The organism is Bacillus sp. AFS073361 (assembly GCF_002567005.1).
In the GTDB taxonomy this organism is placed as follows: Bacteria; Bacillota; Bacilli; order Bacillales; family Cytobacillaceae; genus Neobacillus.
Map to the genome: position 1 here is coordinate 223,128 of NZ_NUZU01000039.1, position 24,785 is coordinate 247,912.

Sequence of the window (24,785 nt, forward strand, 5' to 3'; positions counted from 1 at the left end):
CACCTCAGTTCTAGACCGAATTCATTTATTAGCTTAAAAATTCTTGTATGCCTCTCAATCTAAACCCACCACATTTGCGAAACCGATTCCTCAATTAAGACCGATTTCAAATTGGTTACTGCCCGATTGAAACCTTCATTAATCGACATAATTGGATCTTCATGTTCGATACTGACCACATAATCATATCCGTAGGTTCGGAGTGCACTCATCATATCAGACCATTCTTTTAGGCTATGTCCACAGCCAACCGAACGGAACGACCATGCCCTCGTTTTCACTTCTCCATACGGCTGCATATCCGTTAATCCATACATATTCACATTTTCCTGATCAATGTACGTGTCTTTGGCATGGAAATGATGAATCGCATTTTCCTTTGCCAAAATTTTAATCGCTGCCACCGGGTCAATGCCTTGCCACCATAAGTGACTTGGGTCTAAATTAGCGCCAATGGCATCACAGGTCTCCTCACGAAGCTTTAAAAGTGTATATGGAGTGTGAACTAAAAATCCTCCGTGAAGTTCAAGCCCTATTTTTACATTGTGGTCTTTAGCAAATTGACCAACTTCCTTCCAATAAGGAATCAGTTTTTCTTCCCATTGCCACTTTAATACATCACCATACTCATTCGGCCAAGGCGTAACTGGCCAGTTTGGGTATTTAGCTCCTTCATGGTCGCCTGCTGTACCAGAAAAACAGTTAACAACCGGAACTTTCAGCAATGAAGCAAGTTGAATTGTTTTTACGAGTGTTTCGTGCGAGTTTTTAGCAAATTCTTTTTCAGGAGAAATTGGATTTCCATGGCAGCTGAAGGCACTAATCGTTAGTCCACGCTCTTCTACTTTTTGAATATACTCTTGGCGCGCCGCTTCACTTTCCAATAACGTGTCTAAATCACAATGGCTATTACCAGGATAGCATCCAGTTCCGATTTCAACCGCATGTAGTCCTGCACCTTTAACTGTATCAAGCATTTCCTCGAATGATTTTTCAGCAAATAAAACGGTAAAAACGCCTAGTTTCATAATGAATTTCCCTCACTCTCATAAATACGATCAATGATTTGTGAAACTTGAAGTGCCTCTTCAGGCTTTACCACTAGTTCTGCAATTCCAAGACAGGCATCGATAAAATTTTTCGCTTGCGGCACACCCGGATCTTCCTTGCCAGGAAGCCAGGCGGCCTCACTATTTAAAAGCATTCCGTGTTTCGTTGTAAAAAGTTCAAATGGAAAGACGCTTAAACCGCCGTCCGCTCCGGAAATGCTGACATTCGCCTGGTCGTCCTTGATATTCGCCGCCCAAGAAGTTTCAAATAGCATCGATGCGCCATTTTCAAATTTCATATAGGCGGTGACATGATCATCGACATTAAAGGTTTCATGATCAAACCTACCCCATTGGTTCACCTGATTCGGCTGTTTACTTAATGTGTTATATGTGGTGCCTGACACCGCGGTATGTTTTGGATTTCCCATCAGCCAAAGCGCTAAGTCGAGAAGGTGACAGCCAAAATCAATCAGGCTGCCGCCTCCTTGAAGGTCTTTATTGGTAAAACCCCCCCAGCCTGGTACCTTGCGGCGCCTTAATGCTTGGACTCTCACGACTAGCGGCAACCCTACTTCATCCATTGCCTTCTTAGCCGCCTGTGCTTCTTTCATAAAACGGTAATGGTAGGCGATCGCCAGAACTTTGTCCGCTTGTTTGGAAGCAGCGACCATTGCCTCGCATTCTTCGAAGCTAAGTGCCATCGGCTTCTCACATAGAACATGAACCCCAGCATTAAATGCGGCGATGGTAATCTCAGCGTGAAATTTATTTGGCGTACAAATACAAACCGCATCCACTTCTGGAAAAAGATCTAGATAATCCTCAAACGCATTAGGGATGTTATACTTCTCAGCTGTCTCTCTCGCTCGGTGGATATTCACATCGCTTAAGGCCGTTATTTCACAAATATCACTTAACTGTAAAAAAGCCGGGATATGGCGGCCCTGTGCAATACCGCCAACCCCGATAATTCCTATGCGAAGTTTTATCATTGTTCTCTCACTCTTACAATTTGTTTTGTTTCATTTGACTCAAGCGCTGCTAAAATAACCTCTAGTGATTTCATCCCTTCTTCACCGGGTACAAGCGGCTCCTGATCGTGAAGCACGGAATCTACAAAATGATTGATAACATGAGAGGTTCTTTGTCCACCCGCGTCATTGGACTGGATTTTCCCTAGCTGATAATTAACCACTTCTCCGTTCGAATATTGAACAACAAGTGAATTGGTTGGATCATCCTCTAATCGTAAAATCGCTTTTTCACCATATATAATAGTAGAATTATCTTCTTTACTTACATAAGCCCAGCTTGCAGCAAGTGTTCCGATAATCCCGCTTTCTGTTTTTAACACACAAACGGCATTGTCATCAACATCGGCAAATTCCTTAGCGCTCGTTTCAACAAAAGCACCTACTTCAACAATTTCTTCTCCTAGCACATAGCGAAGCAAATCGGTCTTATGAACACCTAAATCACCCATCGCCCCAACGAATGCTTTTTCCTTTTGGAAAAACCATCCTTCTTTGCCTTCGACACTCCAGCCTTCTGGACCGCCATGTCCGAATGCCGTACGGAAGCTATAAATTTTGCCAATTTCCCCGCTTGCTATTAACTGACGTGCTTTTTGATGAGACGGAACGAAACGTTGATTATGGGCAATCATTAACTTTTTGCCGCTCTCTTTCGCTGCGGCAATCATCGCTTTTGCTTCTTGCTTCGAAGTCGCCATTGGTTTTTCACAAAGAACATGTACACCTGCATTTAATGCCGCAATCGAGATTGGCGCATGAAGATAGTTCGGTGTACAAACGCTGACGACGTCCACTTCAGCATTTTTCAATAATTCTTCATAGCTTGTATATGCTGCTGCTCCGAATTTTTCAGCTACTTGATTTGCCCGCTCTTCGTTAATATCACAAACAGCTACAAGCTCTACCTGATTATTTGCTTTATATTCTAGTAAATGACGGTGCTGAGCAATACTGCCGCATCCGATTACTCCGACTCTTAATTTTCCCATTGTTATTTGCCTCCTTTAATTGCTTCTAGCGGTTTTGCATTTCCATAAACTGGACGCTCGCGTTTTACTGGCTGCGCCCATTTCACCGCATTAATAATGACGCGTTGAATGTGTTCGTTATGATAGGTTGGATAGGTTTCATGTCCAGGTCTGAAGTAAAACACTTTTCCATTCCCGCGTTTGTATGTACAGCCACTCCGGAAAACTTCGCCGCCTTCAAACCAGCTTGTAAAAATCAACTCATCAGGCTGAGGGATATCAAAATGCTCGCCATACATTTCTTCTTTTTCTAACTCAATATATTCAGAGATTCCTTCTGTAATCGGGTGGCTTGGACTTACAACCCAAAGACGCTCTTTTTCATCCGCTTCACGCCACTTCAAATCACAGCTTGTTCCCATTAATGTTTTAAAGATTTTCGAAAAATGGCCGGAGTGAAGAACAATTAGTCCCATTCCATCAAGGACACGCTGCTGAACTTTCTGCACAATTTCATCTTTTACTTCACCATGTGCCAGATGTCCCCACCATACTAATACATCAGTATTCGCTAGTACTTCATCCGTTAAGCCATGCTCCGGCTCATCAAGAGTAGCTGTTCCTGCTTGGATACCTTCAATCTGAAGGAAATCAGCGATTGTCCCGTGGATGCCGTTCGGATATATATCCCTTACAACCGGATTTTTTTGCTCGTGACGGTTTTCATTCCATACAGTTACTTTCAACATGATCAACCTACTCCTTTTTATCTTTTATTTACCTTTTATTTTAGAGAATAAAGAAATTAATGAAACGGCTTACATTGACAGATAGGGTGGAAAATATTGAACTCCATCGTTATCTATTTGAAAGGAAATTTCTGTCATCTTAATCCTCCAATTCTATAACATTACTTATTTGATTCCATCTTAAACTTTGTCTCTACAAATAAACATAGATGATATAATTGAAACATCGACTATTTTGCTATTTTATTTTTTCTAAAGGTGGGCATATGATGACAAATATATTATTCTGCGGCTATTCCTTTCACACAAATGGATATCATGCCCAACATAAATCCGGATACCCTGCGTATCTTTTTCGCCTGCAATCAGAAGGTGTCTGTGAAGTAGTGGTAAAGGGCAGTAAGATGGAACTCGAGAAAGGAGACCTTCTCCTCATTAAACCAGGGGATCACTATGAACTGCTGGTTAAAGCGGGACAAAACAGCGGGGATTATCACATAGTCTGTGAAGGAGCTTGGGTGGACGAGTGGTGGAGCCGTTCCGCTAAGCCGCCTGTCTCCCGAATCGATCTTGATGAAAAACTGCTCTCCTTATGGCGTCAAATCATAAACGAAAAACGCCGTCCATCCTCGAGCCAAAACGAAGAACTCACCGTTTATTTGCTGCGAGCACTCTGTTTATACCTGGAACGAGGTGTCAACGAAACGGTTCCTACCTTCAATCACCCGTATACCGTCACACGGATAATGAGGTACATTGAAGAGCATGCCCTAACACCATTTAGAGTGGAGGATGTGGCACGCCATGCTGGCCTTAGCGTTTCGCGTTCCGTTCATCTTTTTAAAAGCAGTGTCGGGAAAACGATGATTGAATATGCCTTAGAAATCCGTTTATCCGCTGCAGTCGAGCGAATGAAATACACATCCATGACACTTGAACAAATTGCCGAAGATTGCGGCTTCGGCAGCTATCCATATTTTCACAGGGTATTTCATAAGAAATATGGCATGGCCCCTGGGGCCTATAGGCGTCTGGAATACTAGAATTCAAGAACAGTAAATAGTAATTGAATGAGTTATTAAAAGCAGACGGTATAGCGGGAATCTTTTATAGATTCTCGTTACCATCTGCATTTTGTTCATCTATTGTTATAGGAATTTGGTGACTGCACGATTGACGTTCAACCAATTTATGTGGAATGATAATGCGCTTGGTCGGTTCTGTTCTATTTTCGATTTTTTGAATTAAACTCCTGGATGCTTGATATCCTAGTTCAAAAATATTAATATCAATGGAAGTTAAGGGTGGTTTTGACATTTCTGATAAAAGGACATTATTAAAGCTAACGACAGAGATTTCTTCTGGAACCCTGATTCCCAGCTCATCTAATGTGCTCAGTACACCTAGTGCCATTAAGTCGTCAACTACTGCGAGCGAAGTGGGGCGTTGTTCAAGCGCCATTAATTCACTCACCGCTTCTTGACCGCCTTCCCGAAGAAATTCTTCATGAAGGATGTATTCATTTTTTATGGGAATGTTTTCCTTTTTTAAAGCCTGCTTATACCCATTCAAACGGTCAACTGTAACCATTAGCTCTAGACTTCCGCCAATAAAAGCGATTTTCCGATGTCCATGGTCAATTAAGTATTCAGTAGCCTCTCTCATTGCACGAACATTATCATTATCAACATGTGTAATTTCTTCTGCATCTTTAGAAGGTTTTCCAATTACAACAAAAGGAAAATCCCTTTCTCTTAAATACGAAATGGCTTTATCCTCCACCTTGGAATTAAGAAGAATCATTCCATCTACTCGTTTTCCCTGAACCATGTGGATGACTGCTTCAAATATTTCCTCGTCTGATTTTCCAGTCGTCATATGCATGGCATATTTTTTATTATGGGCACTTTCACTGATTCCCTGTAACACCATTGAAAAAAAAGGATTCTGAAACACCACATCACCAGAGCTCGGCATGACAAGCCCGATTGTTTGGGTAGATTGAATGGCAAGGCTTCTGGCATTTTGGTTAGGATGATACCCTAGCTGCTCCATTGCCTTTTTAACTTTTCGTTTCGTTGCTTCGCTGATTCGCGAATTATTGGCAATTACTCTTGAAACAGTTGATGGGGCGACATCTGCAAGCTTTGCCACATCCTTAATGGTAACAGCCATTTTCTTCTCCCCTCTCATTCAAAGTTCATTGATTCTTACTACTAATTTTAGAATAATAGAGACGCTTATTTTTGCATATTCCAACATTTGCGAAAACGATTGCACATTCCACTCTTTATTATAAAGGCTTTATAATCAGTTATACAGCTAAAAAATAAGAGACCTCTCGATTTCAATAACCATATATCAGAAAATTAAGATTTTATTTCCAATTTTCTATTGAATTGCGCTGAGAAATAGATATAATAAGTTTTGAAAACGATTGCGCAAACGTTTGCACAATACAACAGCCTCCTATGCATTTTACATACGATTTTTGTGCAATTTCATGCAAACGGTTTCCTAGATTACTAGGTAAGGGAAAGGAGATTTTTCATGAAGAGAAAGCAGAAATCACTTCTGTCACTTGTTACAGTAGTTGGACTAATTCTTCAATTATTTTCTGGACTTGTGACAAGTCAAACAGCCAAAGCGGCAGAAACAGAACCAAAGCAGGTTGTACTTGTTGGCAGTCTGCAGGCAGTTTTAGGGAATTCAGGAGATTGGGATCCATCCTCTTCCAAAACGCAAATGGCTTACCAAGGAAATGGTTTGTATAGCTTTACCGGCACACTGCCGGCAGGAGCATACGAGTACAAAATCGCCATTGGAGGAAGCTGGAATGAAAATTACGGAGACGGCGGCGCGCCTGGCGGAAACAACATTAAACTAACTCTGACCGAACAAAAAGAAGTCACCTTCTACTACAATGACACTACCCATGCCATTGCTGACAGTACCCATTATACACTTTTGGCAGAAGACAAGATGCCTCGTTTAGTTGGAAGCATTCAACCTGCCATTAAGGCAGGGTCTGCCTGGAGTCCGGCAGACTCAACAGCGTTAATGGAGGACACCCATTTTGACAACATCTATTCCTTTACTGCAAAGGTACCTAGAGGCAGCTACGAATACAAGATTGTATTGGGAAAGGACTGGACGGAATCCTACCCTGCTTCAAATGAGAAGCTGAATGTACTCTCTGATACGACAATCACATTTTTCTATAACAACCAAACAAAAGAAGTTTATTCAGATTATAAACCTGTTGGATCTGATGGCATGATAGATAAGAATGCTCTTTATCATGATTCATGGGACCAAGTATACCGGACGCCGTTTGGGGCAATTCCTGCAGGGAAACCCGTCACATTACGGGTATCGGCAAAAAAGGGTGACCTAACAAGTGCCAGCCTGTATGTGAAAAACTATAATACAGGCACAATAAAGGTGCTTTCAATGAAAAATGCAGGCTGGACAGACACAAAGGACAAAGGTGCCATTGAGTTCTGGGAAGCCACCTTTACACCGTCTGACAAAGGAGTTCACGGCTATAAATTCATTGCCGGGGATCAGGATACAACAGTGGAATACGGAGAAGACACACAGGATGGGCATACCGGTAAAGCGGAGGATAAAAATGCAGGTCTCTTCCAATTGACCGTTTTCGACCCGGGCTATCAAACACCGGATTGGATGAAGGAAGCTGTTGTTTATCAAATCTATCCTGATCGTTTTTATAACGGCAACAAAGCAAATGACCATGTAAAGGATCAGATTGGAGCCCGAGGCAGCCAGCCAATAGAACATCCCGACTCCTGGTCATCCTTGCCTGATAATCCATATGAACAAGGCACTGGCTCCTACACAGGGGACGGTGAATTTACAAACGACTTCTTTGGCGGCGACATTGCTGGTATTAAGGCGAAGCTTGATTACCTTCAATCACTTGGCGTCAATACCCTATATTTAAACCCCATTGCACTTGCACCGTCCAACCATAAATATGATGCAACAGACTATAAACAGGTGGATCCGATGTTTGGCTCGGAAAAAGAATTCGATGATTTCTCCAAGGAATTGTCTAAACGGAACATGCACCTGATTTTAGACGGGGTATTTAATCATGTGGCTGATGATTCCATCTATTTTGACCGCTACCACAAATATAAAACAGTGGGTGCCTATGAATACTGGTCTCGTATTTACGATTTAATGAATGACGAAAAATTGTCTGAAACTGCAGCTAAGGATAAGGCCAAACAACAACTCATGGCTGAAGGACAAACCTTTAGCCCATACGGCTTTGAAAACTGGTTCCATATTGAAAATGTTAAAGTTCCAAATGAAAAAGTCAACGGTGTTTCGACGGGGGAGCATTATAAGTATGAAGGCTGGTGGGGATACGACAGTCTTCCTGTATTCGAATCCGTTAATGGCACAAAGGTTGAACATCCAAGTGAACTTAACAACACAGCATTGGCTAATTATATTTTTTATGACAAGGACTCAGTAGGAAAAACTTGGATTAATCGAGGTTCATCTGGCTGGCGCCTGGATGTAGCTAATGAAGTGGACAGTTCCTTCTGGCAGGAATTCCGCAAACAAATGAAGTCCAAGACTATGATAGGAGCTGGAAAAACACTTCAAAAAGAAGAAGAGCCACTTATTCTAGGTGAAATTTGGGATGATGCATCCAAGTACTTCTTAGGGGATCAATATGACTCAGTCATGAACTATCGTTTCCGCGGAGCCATTTTGGATTACTTAAAGAACGGTAATGCCGCTAATGCACAAAACACACTTCTCGCTATACAGGAGGACTATCCAAAGGAAGCTTTTTATGCCCTCATGAACCTGATGGGATCCCATGATACAGCTCGGGCAATCTTCCTGTTAGGCAATGGAACCGATACGTATTTCAGAGCGGAACAAGATCCGAACTACAAATACGATGAAGGTGTGAAGCGATTGAAGCTGGCTTCTATCCTGCAAATGGGTTACCCTGGAGCACCAACCATTTATTACGGAGATGAAGCGGGTCAAACAGGATCCAAAGACCCAGATGACAGACGCACATATCCGTGGGGGAACGAAAACAAAGACCTCATTGCACACTATCAAAAGATTGGTCAAATCCGCAAGGAAAATGCTGACCTATTCGCTCATGGCGATCTGCACCATATATACGCAAAGGGTGATGTGTTAGCCTATGTCCGGACAAAAGAAACAAAATCTGGACTTGTCATTATTAACAGAGGGAAAACCACACAAACGGTTGATATCGATACAAAAGTGCTGCTCGCGAATGGTCTTCGTTTTGTGGACCAATTGGACCCTAAATATGTGACTACAACGAAGGATGGCAAGCTGTCATTAACAGTTCCAGCTGAGTCCGGAAGAATGTTAATAACGGTTAATGATGTTAAACAACCACAGCCTGTTAAAGAAGTTACCGGCACAGCAGGTTCTAAGGAGGTTACTTTAAGCTGGACAGGAACAGGTACAAAATACAATGTCTATCAATCTACAGTTTCAGGTGGATTATGGACAAAAGTGAAGGAAACTACAGGTACATCTGTGAACATTTCCGATTTAAATAATGGTCGTACCTACTATTTTACTGTAACGGCCGTAAATGAAAGTGGTAATGAATCTGTACCTGCAGCCCCATCCGGCCTTGTGCCTCATTACGATGCTGCAAAGGCTAGTATTAAGGACCTGACTACATTAGATAACGGGGAACTGAATCTGGCACAGACCTCCAATGTTAAAGCAGCTTTTTACCTGCCAGGCGCGACAGAAACTGGTGCAGCAGAAGGAATCACGGCCGTTCTCCAAGTAAGAATGAAAGGCCAAACCGCTTGGACATCTTACCAAGCTTTGTATAATGGCCAGGCTCAGGGAGACCAGGCAAATGAGTTTCAGGGAGGCTTTACAGCGTATGAGGCGGGCAAATATGAGTACCGAATGGCCTTTACGCCGGATTTAGGGAATACATGGGTTTACTCAATTACTGGTGAAGTGACCTTTTCACACAGCACGTCTGATACTACCCCGCCTGCTAATGATGTAACTTTGGACACTCCGATCAAGGAATCCGGTCAGGTCAACTTGAATTGGAAACTCACGCAGCCGGATCAGCCATTTAAAACGGTCATTTACCGTGACGGCCAAATTCTTTCAACATTGGACGGCAGCGCCGCCACCTTCCGTGATTATCAGGTGGCAAATGGAACTGCCTACCAATATCAAGTGCGTGTCTATGACCAGGCTGGAAACCATGTAGAATCTAACAAGGTACGTGTAACCCCTGAAATTGTTATGGTACAAGTAACCTTTAAGGTTCATGCACCGGATTATACTGCTTTAGCAGCGCAGGTCAATATACCAGGCAGCTTGAATGGTTGGAATACTAGTGCCTGGACTATGAGCCGTAATGGCGCTGTGACGCCTGATTGGGAATACACAGTGGAACTTGAAGAAGGAACTGAGCTTACGTATAAATATACGAGGGATAATACTTGGGATCATGAAGGGTTAACAGATCATACACCATCCGATCATTCGGATGACGATATCAGTAACTATGGCTATGGTGCCCCAGGAACCGATATGAAAATTGTGGTCACGAACCAAGGCAACAACAAAATGGTGGTACAGGATACGATTTTGCGCTGGATTGATATGCCGCTGGCAGTCAGTCAAATTGATGTGAATGGTACGACTATGACCGTCAAGGGGAATGCGATCAAGGGTTCTGACTTCACCATCAATGGGGAAAAAGTGACAGTCGGAAATGATATGAATTTCACTCAATCCTTTACCCTTAAGGCAGGACAGACACAAGTACCTGTTCATATCGAACCAACTGACTCCACAAAGTCCTCCATCTTTAAAGAGGACGGCGGTTCTATTAGCAAGAATACAAAGAACTATGTCATTGATATCCTAACAAAAACGATAAGCGAGACCAAGTAAGCGGTCATCGAAAAGGTCTGCCGGGATCATGGCAGACCTTTTTTCCAATTAACTTTTTCTAAATACATGACGAATTTAATAACTTTTTATCAACTTATCCTTAAAACCGATTACTTCCTCATGGGTCGGTATGGAAGAAATGGCGCCTACTTTCGTACAAACCATTGCTCCCACTTTATTACTAAAGAAAATGATTTGTTTCAGTTGTTCGAAGTCTTTTAAAACTCTCTTTGGTTCTGTTGTTCTAGCCAACTGGTAAAGTGTTGCGCCTACGAATGCATCACCCGCACCGGTAGAATCGATAGAATCTACTTTTATACTTGGAACCAGCTCCATATTTTGCCCATTAGAAATCATCGTTCCTTCTTTTCCTAAAGTAACCGCAACGACTAATGCTCCCAGTTGATGTAGAACTTCGATTCCATCACTCAACTCTTTCATGCCAGAGATAATTTCTAATTCCTCATCGCTTACTTTTACAAAATCAGCGATAGCGATTCCCTTTTGCGCTAACTCTACAAATTGGTCTCTTCCCCCTTTCCAAAGGTCAATTCGATAGTTAGGGTCAAATGAGATAAATTTACCTTCTTCCTTTGCCGCTTCCATGACACTTAGATAAGTAGATTGAAAGGGATCCGTTAATAAAGCAGTCGCTGATCCAAAGTGAAGAATACCCGCATCCATGATTCTATTTTTATCAAGATCATTTTCCGTTAAGAAGGCATCGGCCCCACGATTAAAGACAAAATCTCTTTCGCCATTTGCTTTTAATGACACAAATGCTAGCGTGGTTGGATGCTCATCATCGAGAACCAGCATCGAGGTATCAACATTCACTTCGTCTAAAGTATTTTTTAAAAAATACCCGAACGGATCTTTGCCAACTTTCCCACTGAAGAGGGCACTGCCCCCTAGTTTCACAATCGTTGCACACACATTGGCGGGAGCTCCCCCTGCCTGTTTTTCAAAATGTTGCCCTGTAACTAAATCGATGTCTACATCTGTGCAGAAAAAATCAATTAATAATTCGCCGATACAAATGACGGATGTATTGGTCTTCATTTCCTCTCACTCTTCCTTTCTTCTAAAATCATTCTTCTTGCAAAAACAAAACTCTAACTCGATATATTCGATTAGAGCTTTGTTGAATAATGAAATTACTTCCCCCATATAGATTCTAGTTCTGTTAATTTTAATAAAGACACCTGGGTGTCTCCTTCATTTGAAAACAAAACAATTTTTTCATATGGCTGATTTGGAAAGATTAAACTAGTAATTACTACCTTCCCATCATTTGCAAATAATTCAATGGAAGAGGTATCGACAAAAATTTGAAGATTGATTTTTTCATTTTCCATTTTCAAAGGAGCTTCTTGTACCGCTGCGAAAGATTCTGAAAAACTATTTTCTCCTGCATTAGTTCTGTCAACTGCTATTAGTTCCCTTTCCACATCATAACAAATCACTGTTTTTTCATCTTTTGAACTTTGTAAGACGATACCAAACGAATTGGAAGTTTGTTTTTCAAACTCTAAATTAACTTCGACCAGTGGACTGAACATATTAAAAGATGCAGGCTGACCTGATTCAATCGTTAGGTCCTGATAAACTTCTGAGCTTTTTCGAATCGAATTGATTTCTGAAACCACCTTTTGAACCAAGCGAACTCCAGCCTCACTAGAAGTTAACAATAATTCTCGAGGTAAAGTCATCGCACTGCGCCATTCTTCCGTTGGTACTTGGTTTGCATAGCGCCAGTTACTCATCCAGCCAATATAAATTCTTCTGCCATCATGTGAAGGGATATCTGACCAGCTGACACCAGCATAATTATCCCGCCCATAATCTACCCAAAGGACCGTTTCATCGTGATGATCATTTACAAATGTGGAACCATCAAAATCACCAATAAAATACTGGGTTCTTGACCCTTCTTTAAACTCCGGGTTATCACCAATGCTGACAAACATGACCCACTTTTGCTTGTTTTCATCTCCATCAACTGACAAACGAAACAGGTCGGGACATTCCCACACGCCGTCATGTGAACCAGCCTGATGGCCAAATTCACTAGCAAACTCCCATTCTTTTAGATTAGCAGATGTATAGATGGTTACGGTTTGCCCAGTTGCTAAAACCATCACCCATTTATTCGTTTCTTCATGCCAGAATACTTTTGGATCACGGTAATCGGTAATGTTGACATCAGACAGGACTGGATTTCCTTCGTACTTCGTCCATGTTCTACCATTGTCGTCACTATAGGCGAGACTTTGACGCTGACGCGGACGTTCGGAGTCCGGATAAGTATCGGCACTTGTATAAATGGCGACTAACCCTGGTTCATCCTGGAAAAAACCTGATGTGTTATTCCAATCAACGACTGCACTACCTGAGAAAATGGCTCCATGCTCATCAGGATAAAGTGCGATGGGCAGCTGTTCCCAATGAATTAAATCCTTACTAACGGCATGACCCCAGTGCATGGGTCCCCAAGTTGTACCAAAGGGATGGTACTGGTAAAAAAGGTGATATTCATCATTAAAAAAGACCATTCCGTTCGGGTCATTCATCCATTTTTCCTCAGGGGAAAAATGAAATTGCGGCCGATGCTTTTCTTTATATCTTTGTGTCATTTGGTCTCACTCCCTTGTTATTTTACATTGGAATAAGACTGTACAAATACTTGCACTGTACAGCCTCAGCCAAAACTTTAATCTATTATTTTGTCGCTCTATCGTATCCTGCTTGTTTGATTTTTATCCAATCTTGTAACCCCAAGCGGTCTAATTCTTTCACATATCCATCCCACTCTTTTTCCACTTTGCCATTTTGAATCCATTCCGCACGTTTTCTCATCACAAAAGCAAACATATCTGTTTCAATGGTAGTAAGTTTGTCACTATCCTCTAATGAGAAGAATACTCTTGGATAAATATTTTCTGCAGTCATATGCGGTACCATAACATCCTTCATTAGCCCTAATCTCCATGCTGCATCATCTGGCTTCGTGGTAACTTTTCCATAATACTCATCTAAAATCGCTAATGGCCCGCCGACATTTGTTTTTTGTCTTAATTCTACTGGCGCAGAACCTTCTAATGGTAAATGTTTTAGCATTTCTGCCGCTTCATCCAATTCAAAGATGTTTTGCTGCGTTTTATCGCCATATGTTCCCCAGTTGTTTTGTACAGATTGTTTTGGTTCATATAATTGATCGATCCATTTTGCTGTCAATTCAATATTTTTATCTGCACTTGTAATAACCATTCGACCTCGATCAAAGCCCATTCCATTGGTTCTAGCTACATTCACATGACCATCAGGACCAGCCAGTGGCTTCATTAAGTCATACTTGTCATTCATTCCGGTAATATTAGCTTTATCCCAAGTAAAATATAAACCATAACGATTATCTTTACCTTTTGCTAGATACGTATTCCAATCTTGTTCAAACGCTTCCACATCGAGTAGGCCTTCTTTATATAACTCATTGAGGAATTTTATCCCCTCTTTATAGCCTTTGTCTGAGGCAGTAAAGGTGACTTTCCCATCATTGCTTACAACCGTATGGTCCCAGTTTTCCCCAAGGCCAAATGAACCAAATAAGAACGCTAAATCTTCCCCGCCTGCTTGCTTACCAATAAACGACATTGGGATTTCATCAGCTTTTCCATTACCATTTGGATCTTTTGTTTTAAAAGCGATCAATACTTGCTTTAATTCTTCAGTTGTTGTCGGCATTTTCAAACCTAATTTGTTTAACCATTCGACATTGATCCATGGGAAATCATCGACGGAGTGAATACTTTCTTTCCCTGAACCTAACTCCTCAATCCATGGAAAGGAATAAATATGTCCATCCGGAGCTGTCATCATCGCCTTATATTCAGGTGCAGCCTCGAGGACCTTTTGTAAGTTAGGCATGTATTTCTCAATTAAATCTTCTACCGGAATAATCGCCCCATCTTTTGCTAGCTTTAATAGATCATGGTCATTAAAACCTGCATCTAAGATCGCATCCGGTAAATCACCGCTCGCCATTACGAGGTTCCTTTTTTCAATAAAAGCATCTGAGGTGTAGTTTTTCCACTTAATATGAACTCCAGATTGATCTTCTAAACGCTTATAAATCAATTTTTTATTAGGGTCAGCCGGCGCTAATGGCGAGCTTTGGGTCATAAAATTCAATGTCACTTTTTCCTTTAAAGGAAAAGAAATATCCTTTAGTTTGTATTCTTTGGATGATGCTGTTTCACTTTTGCTGTTGTTACTGCAACCCGAAACTAGTAAGATCGTAGCAAGTGAGGCAGCCATAACTTTTTTTACATTTTTCATATACTTATCCTCCTAAATGTTATGTGTAAGCATTTACAAGTAAATCTATTAAATTGGCTCATTATTTCAATGAGCCCGCCATTACACCTTTTTCAAAATATTTTTGGAAGAATGGATACATGACCATTAGCGGCAGACTGGAAATGACAATGGATGAGTATTTAATCATTTCTGAGAGCTTTTTAAGTTCAGCCATTGCCTGCTGATCACTAATCATTCCCGGCCCCGCTTGATTTTGGATTAATATCGATCTCAAAACTAATTGTAATGGGTGTAAATTTGGATCTTCGAGATATATCATTGCATCAAAGTAAGAGTTCCATTGACCAACAAACGCATACATCGCCAAGACGAAGATGATTGGTTTTGAAAGCGGCAAAACAATTTTAAAGAAAATTAATAGATCTGAGGCTCCATCCACTTTTGCTGCTTCATGCAATTCGTATGGAATTCCTTTGAAATACGTCCTTGCCAGGATAATATTCCAAACATTAACAGCCCCAGGTAGTAAAATCGCCCAGGGGGTGTTTAACATCCCGAGGTCTTTTACAACTAGGTAAGTAGGGATAAGCCCGCCACCGAAAAACATAGTGATCATAAATAGTGTCATGAAGAAGTTTTTTCCGACAAAACCATTTACCGATAACGGGTAGGCCGCGAAAATGCAGACCACAACAGTGACAATCGCAAATCCTACCGAATATAGAATCGAATTGATAAAGCCTCGTACCATTGCATCATTGGATAAAATCAGCTGATACCCTTTAAAACTCCATTCTGAAAAATTGAATGAAATCCCTTTATTTAATAGAACCGTTGGATCCATGAATGAGGCAAGGACGACATAAACCAAGGGCACTAACACGACTAATACAGCGATGCATAGAAAGATATTATTAAAGCCTAATATGATTCGGTCTATGCGGGTGTGCTTAATATTCATATCAAGACTCCTTTTTCGTTAATATAAACCTTCTCCTTCGTTTAATTTCTTCACGATTTTATTTACAACAAATAATAGAATGACGTTTATGACTGAATTAAATAGGCCAACTGCTGTCGAATAAGCATAATCACCTGACTGCAACCCTACCTTATAGACATACGTAGGCAGGATTTCTGATGAAGGTAAATTCATTGAGGTTTGCATCAAATATGCCTTTTCAAAGCCAATCGACATAATCCCTCCCGCTGCCAAAATAAAGGTCACGGCCATTAATGGCTTCAGTGTCGGCAAATCGATATGGATCATTCTTTGAAGAATATTTGCTCCATCAATTGTTGCTGCATTGTGCAATTCAGGGTCCACATTGGCTAAAGCGGCAACGTAGATAATCGATGACCAGCCTGCAGCCTGCCAAATGCCAGAGATGATATAGATTGACCGGAAGTAATCTGGATTTGACATGAACATTAGCGGTTTTCCTGTTATGAAACTAACAAGGTGATTGATGGGACCTGTTGGTGATAGGAAAATGAACACCATACCCACGATTACAACTACCGAAATAAAGTTTGGTGCATAGAGCACAAGTTGAATATTCTTTTTAACAGCTGCCCTTCGTAGTTGATTTAGCATTAACGCAAGGATGATTGGGACTGGAAATCCTATAATTAGTCCAAAAAAACTAAGTTTAAGCGTATTCATAAAAATGTCAGCAAAATTTGGTGAAGATAAGAATTTGGTGAAATTTTCTACTCCCACCCAATCGCTTCCTACTATCCCTTTGATCGTACTAAAATCTTTAAAGGCAATAACGGCTCCATACATGGGGATGTATTTAAAGATGATAGTTAGAATAACAGCTGGTGCGATAAGCAAATAAAGATGGTAGTTTTTGATGATATAATCGATTTTGCTTTTCAATTTCGATACTGCTTTCTTTTCAGATGGGATTTTTAAAGCGGTTTCTTTTTGGGTATTTACTAATTCTTGCAATCTTTTAACCTCCTATCTATATTGGTTTATCTGGTTCTAACTTTAACAAATTTGAAAAAGGGAAGAGTTTAATATCTTTGGAAACGGAGGTTTAAAATTTTCGGCAGTTGAAAATGATTGCATTAAGGCTGAGGAAAATTTAACAAAGTATTCACGCATATCGTCTGTTAATTTTTGTATGATGAATATGGAGTTTTGAAAATGAGAGAGGATGTGGGAAATGCCTTTTAAAGCCCGAACAGTCCCAGTTGATTTAATCAAACTACGAATTTTACACAACCGAATGAATCTTTCACACGAGGAGAAGCGGTATTATTTATACCAAGAAAAAGGTTTTGCGGGTGAAGTTCAGTTTGATTTGTTAACAGAGAAGATTAGGAGTGAGTGTTATATTTTAAATGATTTGGTGCTGAAGATTAATGACACAACGTTCCAACTAGATACCACGATCATTTTTCAAAAGACAATTAGCGTTTTTGATGTAAAAAATTCCGAAGGCGATTATTGTTTTCGCAACGGCGTCTTTGAAACGCTCGCTGAAAAGGAAATTAAGAATCCGCTCGATCAGTTGAAGCGCAGCAAATCCTTATTCCGCCAATTCCTCCAAAAGCACGGATATAATCTATTAATTGAGGGAAAGGTTGTTTTTATTAACCCCCGGTTTACCTTATACCAAGCTCCTCTTAACGAACCTATCATTTATCCAACGCAGTTAGACACATTAATGGAAGAATTAAATACAGCTCCTTCGAAATTATCCGACCAGAATAAGAAGCTAGCTGAAATGCTAGTTTCGTTACATGATAGAGACTCCTCATTTATTAAGGTACCTCCATATGACTATGAGCAACTGAAGAAGGGGATTACTTGCAGAGATTGTGGTTCATTTATGATCACTGTCTTGGGAAAGAATGTTGTGTGTAATGATTGTGGATGCAAAGAGATAGTTGAAGCTGCTGTTTTACGTAATGTGAATGAAATTAAGCTCCTTTTTCCTAATCTGAAAATAACGACCAAGGTTGTGCATGAATGGTGTATGGTGGTTAAGTCTAAGAAAAGAATAAGCAGAATTCTAGAGAGAAATTTTAAGACGGTAGGGTTACGTAATTGGACTTATTATGAGTAATCCTTGGGAACTTTGTGAAAGACTTTTTTCAGGGTTCTCTATGTGGTTTTGTCCATCGGAACCTTTGCGATAGACTTTTGCCTGATCCCTTGGGCTGTTTTGTCCATCGGGTCCCTTCCGATGGACATTTTGCGTGGTCCCTTGTGTGGTTTTGTCCATCGGAACCTTTGCGATAGACATTTTGCCTGTTCCGTTGTGTGGTTTTGTCCATCGTACACCTCCGATAGACATTTTGCCTGTTCTCTTGTGTGGTTTTGTCCATCGGATCCCTTCCGATAGACATTTTTCCTGTTCTCTTGGGCCGTTTTGTCTATCGGAACCCTCCCGATAGACATTTTGCCTGGTCTCTTGGCCCGTTTTGTCTATCGGCATCCTTCCGATAGACATTTTGCCTGTTCCCTTGGCCGTTTTGTCCATCGGATCCCTCCCGATAGACATTTTTCCGGATCCCTTGTGTGGTTTTGTCCATCGGAACCCTCCCGATAGACATTTTTCCTGTTCCTTTGTTTGGTTTTGTCCGTGGGAACCCTCCCGATAGACATTTTTCCGGTTCCCTTGGCCCGTTTTGTCTATCGGAATCCTTCCGATAGACATTTTGCCGGTTCTCTTGGGCCGTTTTGTCCATGGGAACCCTCCCGATAGACATTTTGCCGGTCCTTTGTGTGGTTTTGTCCATCGGATCCCTCCCGATAGACGTTTTTCCTGTTCCCTTGTCCCGTTTTGTCCATCGGATCCCTCCCGATAGACATAGTCCCTGTTCTCTTGGCCCGTTTTGTCCATCGCACCCCTTCCGATAGACATTTTGCCGGTTCTCTTGGGCCGTTTTGTCCATCGGAACCCTCCCGATAGACATTTTGCCTATTCCCTTGGCCCGTTTTGTCCATCGTACCCCTTCCGATAGACATTTTGCCGGTTCCCTTGTATGGTTTTGTCCATCGGATCCCTCCCGATAGACATTTTGCCGGTTCCCTTGGCCCGTTTTGTCCATCGCACCCCTTCCGATAGACATTTTGCCCGTTCTCTTGGCCCGTTTTGTCCATCGCACCCCTTCCGATAGACATTTTGCCGGTTCCCTTGGCCCGTTTTGTCTATCGGAATCCTTCCGATAGACATTTTTCCGGTTCTCTTGGGCCGTTTTGTCCATGGGAACCCTCCCGATAGACATTTTTCCGGTTCTCTTGGCCCGTTTTGTCCATCGGACCCCTTCCGATAGACATTTTGCCGGTTCCCTTCGGCCGTTTTGTCCATCGGAACCCTTCCGATAGACAATTTGCCTGTTCTCTTGGCCCGTTTTGTCCATCGGAACCCTCCCGATAGACATTTTGCCGGTTCCCTTGGCCCCTTTTGTCCATCGCACCCCTTCCGATAGACATTTTGCCGGTTCTCTTGGCCCGTTTTGTCCATCGGAACCCTCCCGATAGACATTTTGCCGGTTCCCTTGTGTGGTTTTGTCCATCGGAACCCTCCCGATAGACATTTTTCCTGTTCTCTTGGCCCGTTTTGTCCATCGGACCCCCTTCCGATAGACATTTTGCCTGTTCTCTTGGCCGTTTTGTCCATCGCACCCCTCCCGATAGACATTTTGCCTGTTCTCTTTGGCCGTTTTGTCCATCGGAACCCTCCCAATAGACATTTTTCCTGTTCTCTTGTGTGGTTTTGTCCATCGGATCCTAAAAACCACCTGAGCCAATAGGGATATCTTATAATAAAAAAATCTCCTCTAGTACCTTAACTAGAGGAGATTCTTACTACTAATTGCCATTATCCTGGATTTATTTGATTTCTTTAAGACCTGTATTGATTTTTTCAACGGCCTCTTTCGCCGCAACCTTTACATCTTTTCCGCCGATTCCAACATCCTCAAATAATCTTCTGATGGCATCACTGACAACCGGATAAGCAGGAGTAACCGGGCGGTTCTTTGAATATTTTTGGCTTTGCTGTACAAATATGTTTTTAGGATATTCGTTCAACTCTGGGAAATCTTTTGCGACAGAGTATCGGGCAGGGATATCACCGGTAATGGTTACATACTTTTTCACACCTTGATATCCAGTGACATATTTGATAAACTTCCATGCCTCCTGTGGGTGTTTTGACTTTGATGTGATGCCAAGCGCCCATCCGCCATTGGGAACAAACTGATACTTACCCTTTGGCAGGGGAGTTACTCCAAAATCTTCTCCCAGTTTGAACTCAGGATGATTTTTTTCCAAATCTGTCAGTGTCCAAGAGCCAAGCACAGTCATTGCCAGCTTCCCTTCTTCAAAGGCACCACCAGGTATTTCTATCGAAGCAACACCATATTTATGATACAAGTTCTGGTAAAATCGCAGAGCATCTATTGCTTCTTTTGAATCTAAAAAGCTGCTTGCAGTAGTTCCATCAGGACTTAAAACATTAGCCCCAAACTGCCAAAGGAGTGGTGTTTTAAAATAAGCAGGAGATTCTCCATCATTAAATCCCTGAGCTGGGTCTATTCCAATTACTCCTTTAGCAGGATTATTTACTTTCTTAGCAATCTCCAATACCTCATCCCATGTTAAAGGGTTATTGGGATTTGTTGGTGGATCTGGGATTCCAGCCGCCTTTAGTAAATGTCGATTGTAATATAATGCAATACTTGACTCGACAATCGGGGCGAGATAAATTTGTCCCTTATAACTTAATCCTTTTAAAGTAGAGTCAGGGATATCATCGATCTTCCCCTCTTTTCTCATGAAAGGGTCGATTGATAATAACGAACCCGTATTTGCATACAGACCGAGCGTAGGACTGTCAATGGTCAAAATATCCGGAGGGTTCCCCGCGGCAAGTTCCGTTCGCAACCTGATTTCATAATCACTATAGGGAATCGACTTCATATTCACCAAAATATTAGGGTTAGCTGCTTCAAAAGAAGCAACTAATTCTTCATATGCTTTATTTTCTGCCACATTCCCGCCATTTCGCCAGAACGTCAACTGGATTCGTTCGGAATCCTTTACCGTGTCCCCTTTCTCTTTTTGGCCGCTGCCTGAGAATGTATCAAAAAAGGACAATGCATACACTAAAATACCCATAAGAATCACTGCAAAAATAGTGAACCATTTCTTCATCTACATTCCCTTTCTTTCCTGAAAACTTAGGAATCTATAGCATTACGAAATTCAACCGGTGTTTGTCCCACATGTTTTTTAAAAACTGTACTAAAATAGCCGGAGTTAGAAAAGCCAACTAAATTTGCTACATCAATGATTTTAAGCTGCTTGTCTCTCAGAAATTGCTGGGCTTTATCCATTCGTATTTTCACCAGATAATCACTAAAATTCTGACCAACATAATTCTTAAAGGTTTCCGATAAATGAGCACTATTGATATGAAATAGTTCCGATAATAAGGTCAGTGAAATCTCACTGGCATAATGCTGATCCAGATAATTTCGAACACTATCGACGATTAACTTCCCATTTGAAAATCGTGCCAAACGCACCTTTTCAATTATTAATTGGGCTAAGTGAAGGAGGTTTTCAAGCACTTTACTCTGCGAATTAAGCTCCCAAATACTTTGTTGGCAATTCCAAATATTTTTTTGAATATCATTTGTTTCAATATCATATTTTTTGGCAAGTGACCCTAAAAGAAATAACACTCGATTGGCAGCAAACGAAAACGATAATATCGATTGGTTCCCATCTCCTTGTAATAAGGAGTGAATATTTTCTCTAAACGCTTCGAAACTAGCATTTTCAATCGCATTAGTTAACTTTCTCTCAAAATCAGGTGAAAATTCAAACGCTTCCTCTTTCGTTATCGCCGCATCAATCACCTGCGATTGGGAGCCTAGCTGACTTTGGCTCCAAGCAAGCAAACTGGAAATATAACCTGTCTTAAAGTTTGCTAGACCCGTGACAACATTGCCAATTCCAATAACTGTTTCTAAATTCAACAACCTTTTCACATTCCGTTGTAAACTTTCAACTAAATTAGAAGGATTATTTAAATCAATTCGTATTAAAAAATGAACCATATTAGCATAGCTTGGGTCGTAAAAGGAATAAGTTCCTATATGCTCTTTTGAGATTTCCTTACATAGCATTTGAAAAGGAAGCCAGAGTTCTTTTAATCGATTGGGATTACCAAAACTCTCTCGAATTTCCACAGTAACAAATTGGACAACAGCGTTCTTATTGACGAGTTGCTCTAATTGAAGCTGACGTAGTCTCTCGATGACTAAATTAAGCTCCAGCCATTCCTCTTTCACCAAATAAAGCAAGTATTGTTCCTGCACTTCTTGCAGTTGAGATAGAACAAGCTGACGCATCTGCGCCGTTTCAACCTGTTTTTGCCTCTCCGTCTCTATTTCTTTACGGATTTTTTGTAAGGATTCCACTAGTTCATCCGGGGCAACGGGCTTTAATAGATAGTCCTTAACCCCTTCCTTCATGGAACCACGGACCAATTCAAAATCGGAATAACCCGATAATACGATTACTTTAACGTTTGGAAATTCCTGCTGACAGCGTTTAGCCAATTCAAGGCCATCCATAATGGGCATTCTCATATCTGTCAGGACTAGATCAATATCCATTTCCCCAAGCAATTCGAGTGCTTCTTTCCCATTGGAAGCCTCGCCAGCGATTTGAAACCCTTCCTCTTCCCAATCCACTTTCATCCGCAAGCCTTTACGTATTTGAATCTCATCATCCGCTATGATGACCTTCATCATGTATATCACCTCGGTCAAAATTAATACACAATGTAATCCTCGTGCCTACATTTTTTTCAGATTCAATCTTATACGAGAAATCTTGACCGTAGTAAAGCTTTAATCGGCCAAGCACATTTTTTAGCCCAATACTGTTTCCTTTGCTCTCTAAGACACTAATTGCTCCATTCTTTATTTCTTCATTCATTAAATCAGATATCACTTCTTCAGACATGCCAATCCCTTTGTCTTCTAAAATTATCAATACTTGATTGTTAATTTTTTCGGTTTTTATAAAAATATCAGCCGTAGTTTTTTCTATAAAACTATATTTAACGGCATTTTCAACAAGCGGTTGGAGAATGAATTTAATAATAGGAAGATTTTTTGTCTCCGGATCCTCTACAAGATCAATCGTAATTGCATCCTCATATCTCACCTTTAAAATATCTGTATAGCTGCGGATATAGCTGATCTCTTCACCCAATCTCACCACATCATTTTGTGTATTCAAGGAGTACCTCATCATCCGGCCTAAGTAGATACTTACGTTCATAACTTCTTTACTTTTTCCTTGTACGGCTAATCCGCCAATAATTTCAAGTGTATTATTTAAAAAGTGAGGATTGATTTGCAGTAATAAAGCTTTGTATTCCGCATCTTTCCTACGAATGTTCGCTTCATATTCAGTTTCAATTAAATTCTTCAATTGGTCGACAGTATGGTCGAACACTTTTACTACGTAACCAACTTCATCGTTTGACGATTTAATCGTTGGCATAAAGTGTTTGGCTCCTGAAAAATCGCCACGTTCGATAAATTTCATTGCTTTTGCTAGTTTTCCTAACGGGCTGACGATATTAGAAGAAAGCACGAAAGAAGCCACAATCGTTAATAAAAAAACGAGGGCGCTAATTAAAAATAGGTTACGTTGCAGAATATTTACTTTAGAGAATAAGTCAGACTTAGTCACTTCACTGACTAGAATCCAATCACCTACTGCTAACTTTTGAAAAAACACAAAGTATTTTTCGCCTTGATAATCCGTTTCTAATAAACCCTTTTCCTTCTGACTAGTTTTTATTTTATTTAAACTACTTTTCAATACCGATTTAGGGGTATCAATCTTCCCCTCTAACACATTTGCTCCCTGTTGATCTAATAAATATGCATGTCCATTTTTACCAATCGAGATTTTACCTAAGGCTGTTTCTAGCAATGTTGAAGGGAAATTAACCTTTATAAATCCGTAGGAAACAACTGTATTTAAATCAACGAGGGGCAACATATAACTATTACTAGTTCCTTGTGCCGGCATATATGGATCAATATGTGATTTAACAAATCGCTGTTCATTAATAGTAAAGTCTTGAAACCAATCTAGGTTGCGTAAATTGGAATTATTTCCCCATGCTCCTTCACCGTTATTTAAAACGACGGAGATAGACATCCCATTTGAATTGTTCACCATCATCGAAGAAAGCAGCATTTTCAGTTGATTCTTCTGTAACAAGCTCTGTTCTCGTGGTATCTCTTCATCTTTTTTTTCTAACCTTAGCCACTGCTGTGTGGTTTGATTGACTAGGACCTGTTTACCTAAATCCTCCGCCTGGGTTGTAATCGAGTCCGTATACAGCGAGTACTGATCCATCGCTTCTATGGTTAGATCCTGCGTCTGGTCTTCAATAATAGATGTAAACCATCGTGGGATAATAATCGATAAAATGATTAAGGGAATCGTTAACAAACACGTAAATATTATGAATAAGCGATTCCGTAAGGAAAAAAACATGCTATCCCCCCAAACAAAAAAGAAAACCCTTACAATCTATTTCTCAATTAATAAGATTTGGCTATTATTATTTATTCAATTTAACATATCCCCCATCAACTTACCACGGGTGATTTCATTCCAAC

General features: G+C 40.8%; 18 protein-coding genes. 3 read left to right on the plus strand and 15 right to left on the minus strand.

Features of this window, described 5'->3' with window-relative positions:
- Positions 1-59 precede the first annotated feature (59 nt).
- Genes COJ96_RS21460 through COJ96_RS21475 form a run of 4 tightly spaced genes read right to left on the minus strand, consistent with a single transcriptional unit; the run spans position 60 to position 3,803 of the window.
- Entirely contained in the window at positions 60-1,028 is a 969-nt protein-coding gene (locus tag COJ96_RS21460; protein WP_098575824.1) for a sugar phosphate isomerase/epimerase family protein, read from the minus strand.
- Positions 1,025-2,044, minus strand: a complete 1,020-nt coding sequence (locus tag COJ96_RS21465) for a Gfo/Idh/MocA family protein (RefSeq protein ID WP_098575825.1) — start codon at positions 2,042-2,044, stop codon at positions 1,025-1,027. Before COJ96_RS21465 ends, COJ96_RS21460 begins: the two co-directional genes overlap by 4 nt.
- Entirely contained in the window at positions 2,041-3,075 is a 1,035-nt protein-coding gene (locus COJ96_RS21470) for a Gfo/Idh/MocA family protein (protein WP_098575826.1), read from the minus strand. Before COJ96_RS21470 ends, COJ96_RS21465 begins: the two co-directional genes overlap by 4 nt.
- Before the next feature lie 2 nt (positions 3,076-3,077).
- Entirely contained in the window at positions 3,078-3,803 is a 726-nt protein-coding gene (locus COJ96_RS21475) for a ThuA domain-containing protein (protein ID WP_098575827.1), read from the minus strand.
- A 266-nt stretch (positions 3,804-4,069) separates the two neighbouring features.
- Here COJ96_RS21475 and COJ96_RS21480 point away from each other — a divergent pair, with 266 nt between their 5' ends.
- Entirely contained in the window at positions 4,070-4,846 is a 777-nt protein-coding gene (locus tag COJ96_RS21480) for an AraC family transcriptional regulator (protein ID WP_098575828.1), read from the plus strand.
- A 64-nt stretch (positions 4,847-4,910) separates the two neighbouring features.
- On the opposite strand, the gene COJ96_RS21485 is transcribed toward COJ96_RS21480, so the two are convergent.
- Positions 4,911-5,978 carry a LacI family DNA-binding transcriptional regulator gene (locus COJ96_RS21485; protein ID WP_098575829.1) on the minus strand — a complete coding sequence of 356 codons (1,068 nt, stop codon included), beginning with the start codon at positions 5,976-5,978 and terminating at the stop codon, positions 4,911-4,913.
- 375 nt (positions 5,979-6,353) lie between these two features.
- Between COJ96_RS21485 and COJ96_RS21490 the strand changes: the two genes are divergently transcribed.
- Complete coding sequence (locus COJ96_RS21490) at positions 6,354-10,778, plus strand: pullulanase X25 domain-containing protein (protein ID WP_098575830.1); 4,425 nt, start codon at positions 6,354-6,356, stop codon at positions 10,776-10,778.
- A gap of 75 nt (positions 10,779-10,853) precedes the next feature.
- Here COJ96_RS21490 and COJ96_RS21495 read toward each other — a convergent pair whose 3' ends face one another.
- The 5 genes from COJ96_RS21495 to COJ96_RS21515 all read right to left on the minus strand — a co-directional run bounded on the left by COJ96_RS21495 (position 10,854) and on the right by COJ96_RS21515 (position 17,013).
- Positions 10,854-11,840 (minus strand): carbohydrate kinase family protein, encoded by a 987-nt coding sequence (locus COJ96_RS21495; protein WP_098575831.1) that lies wholly within the window; start codon positions 11,838-11,840, stop codon positions 10,854-10,856.
- Positions 11,841-11,935: 95 nt separating this feature from the next.
- The gene (locus tag COJ96_RS21500) at positions 11,936-13,414 is read right to left on the minus strand and encodes a glycoside hydrolase family 32 protein (RefSeq protein WP_098575832.1); all 1,479 of its coding nucleotides are present in this window, start codon (positions 13,412-13,414) and stop codon (positions 11,936-11,938) included.
- Between the two features lie 85 nt (positions 13,415-13,499).
- Entirely contained in the window at positions 13,500-15,116 is a 1,617-nt protein-coding gene (locus COJ96_RS21505; RefSeq protein WP_098575833.1) for an ABC transporter substrate-binding protein, read from the minus strand.
- 61 nt (positions 15,117-15,177) lie between these two features.
- Complete coding sequence (locus COJ96_RS21510) at positions 15,178-16,059, minus strand: carbohydrate ABC transporter permease (protein ID WP_098575834.1); 882 nt, start codon at positions 16,057-16,059, stop codon at positions 15,178-15,180.
- Positions 16,060-16,077: 18 nt separating this feature from the next.
- Positions 16,078-17,013 (minus strand): ABC transporter permease, encoded by a 936-nt coding sequence (locus COJ96_RS21515; RefSeq protein WP_098576150.1) that lies wholly within the window; start codon positions 17,011-17,013, stop codon positions 16,078-16,080.
- A 262-nt stretch (positions 17,014-17,275) separates the two neighbouring features.
- Between COJ96_RS21515 and COJ96_RS21520 the strand changes: the two genes are divergently transcribed.
- The gene (locus COJ96_RS21520) at positions 17,276-18,181 is read left to right on the plus strand and encodes a nuclease-related domain-containing protein (RefSeq protein ID WP_098575835.1); all 906 of its coding nucleotides are present in this window, start codon (positions 17,276-17,278) and stop codon (positions 18,179-18,181) included.
- On the opposite strand, the gene COJ96_RS28295 is transcribed toward COJ96_RS21520, so the two are convergent.
- From COJ96_RS28295 to COJ96_RS21545, 5 genes are all read right to left on the minus strand, one after another.
- Complete coding sequence (locus tag COJ96_RS28295) at positions 18,155-18,598, minus strand: hypothetical protein (RefSeq protein WP_142333034.1); 444 nt, start codon at positions 18,596-18,598, stop codon at positions 18,155-18,157. The two genes, COJ96_RS21520 and COJ96_RS28295, sit on opposite strands and share 27 nt — an antisense overlap.
- Entirely contained in the window at positions 18,492-19,793 is a 1,302-nt protein-coding gene (locus COJ96_RS21530) for a hypothetical protein (RefSeq protein ID WP_098575837.1), read from the minus strand. The genes COJ96_RS28295 and COJ96_RS21530 overlap by 107 nt, the downstream gene beginning before the upstream one ends.
- Before the next feature lie 160 nt (positions 19,794-19,953).
- Positions 19,954-21,279, minus strand: a complete 1,326-nt coding sequence (locus tag COJ96_RS21535; RefSeq protein WP_098575838.1) for an ABC transporter substrate-binding protein — start codon at positions 21,277-21,279, stop codon at positions 19,954-19,956.
- A gap of 26 nt (positions 21,280-21,305) precedes the next feature.
- Positions 21,306-22,889 (minus strand): response regulator transcription factor, encoded by a 1,584-nt coding sequence (locus tag COJ96_RS21540; protein ID WP_257148586.1) that lies wholly within the window; start codon positions 22,887-22,889, stop codon positions 21,306-21,308.
- On the minus strand, positions 22,864-24,660 hold the full coding sequence (locus tag COJ96_RS21545) for a sensor histidine kinase (protein ID WP_098575840.1): 1,797 nt from the start codon (positions 24,658-24,660) through the stop codon (positions 22,864-22,866). The genes COJ96_RS21540 and COJ96_RS21545 overlap by 26 nt, the downstream gene beginning before the upstream one ends.
- Between the last annotated feature and the right edge of the window lie 125 nt (positions 24,661-24,785).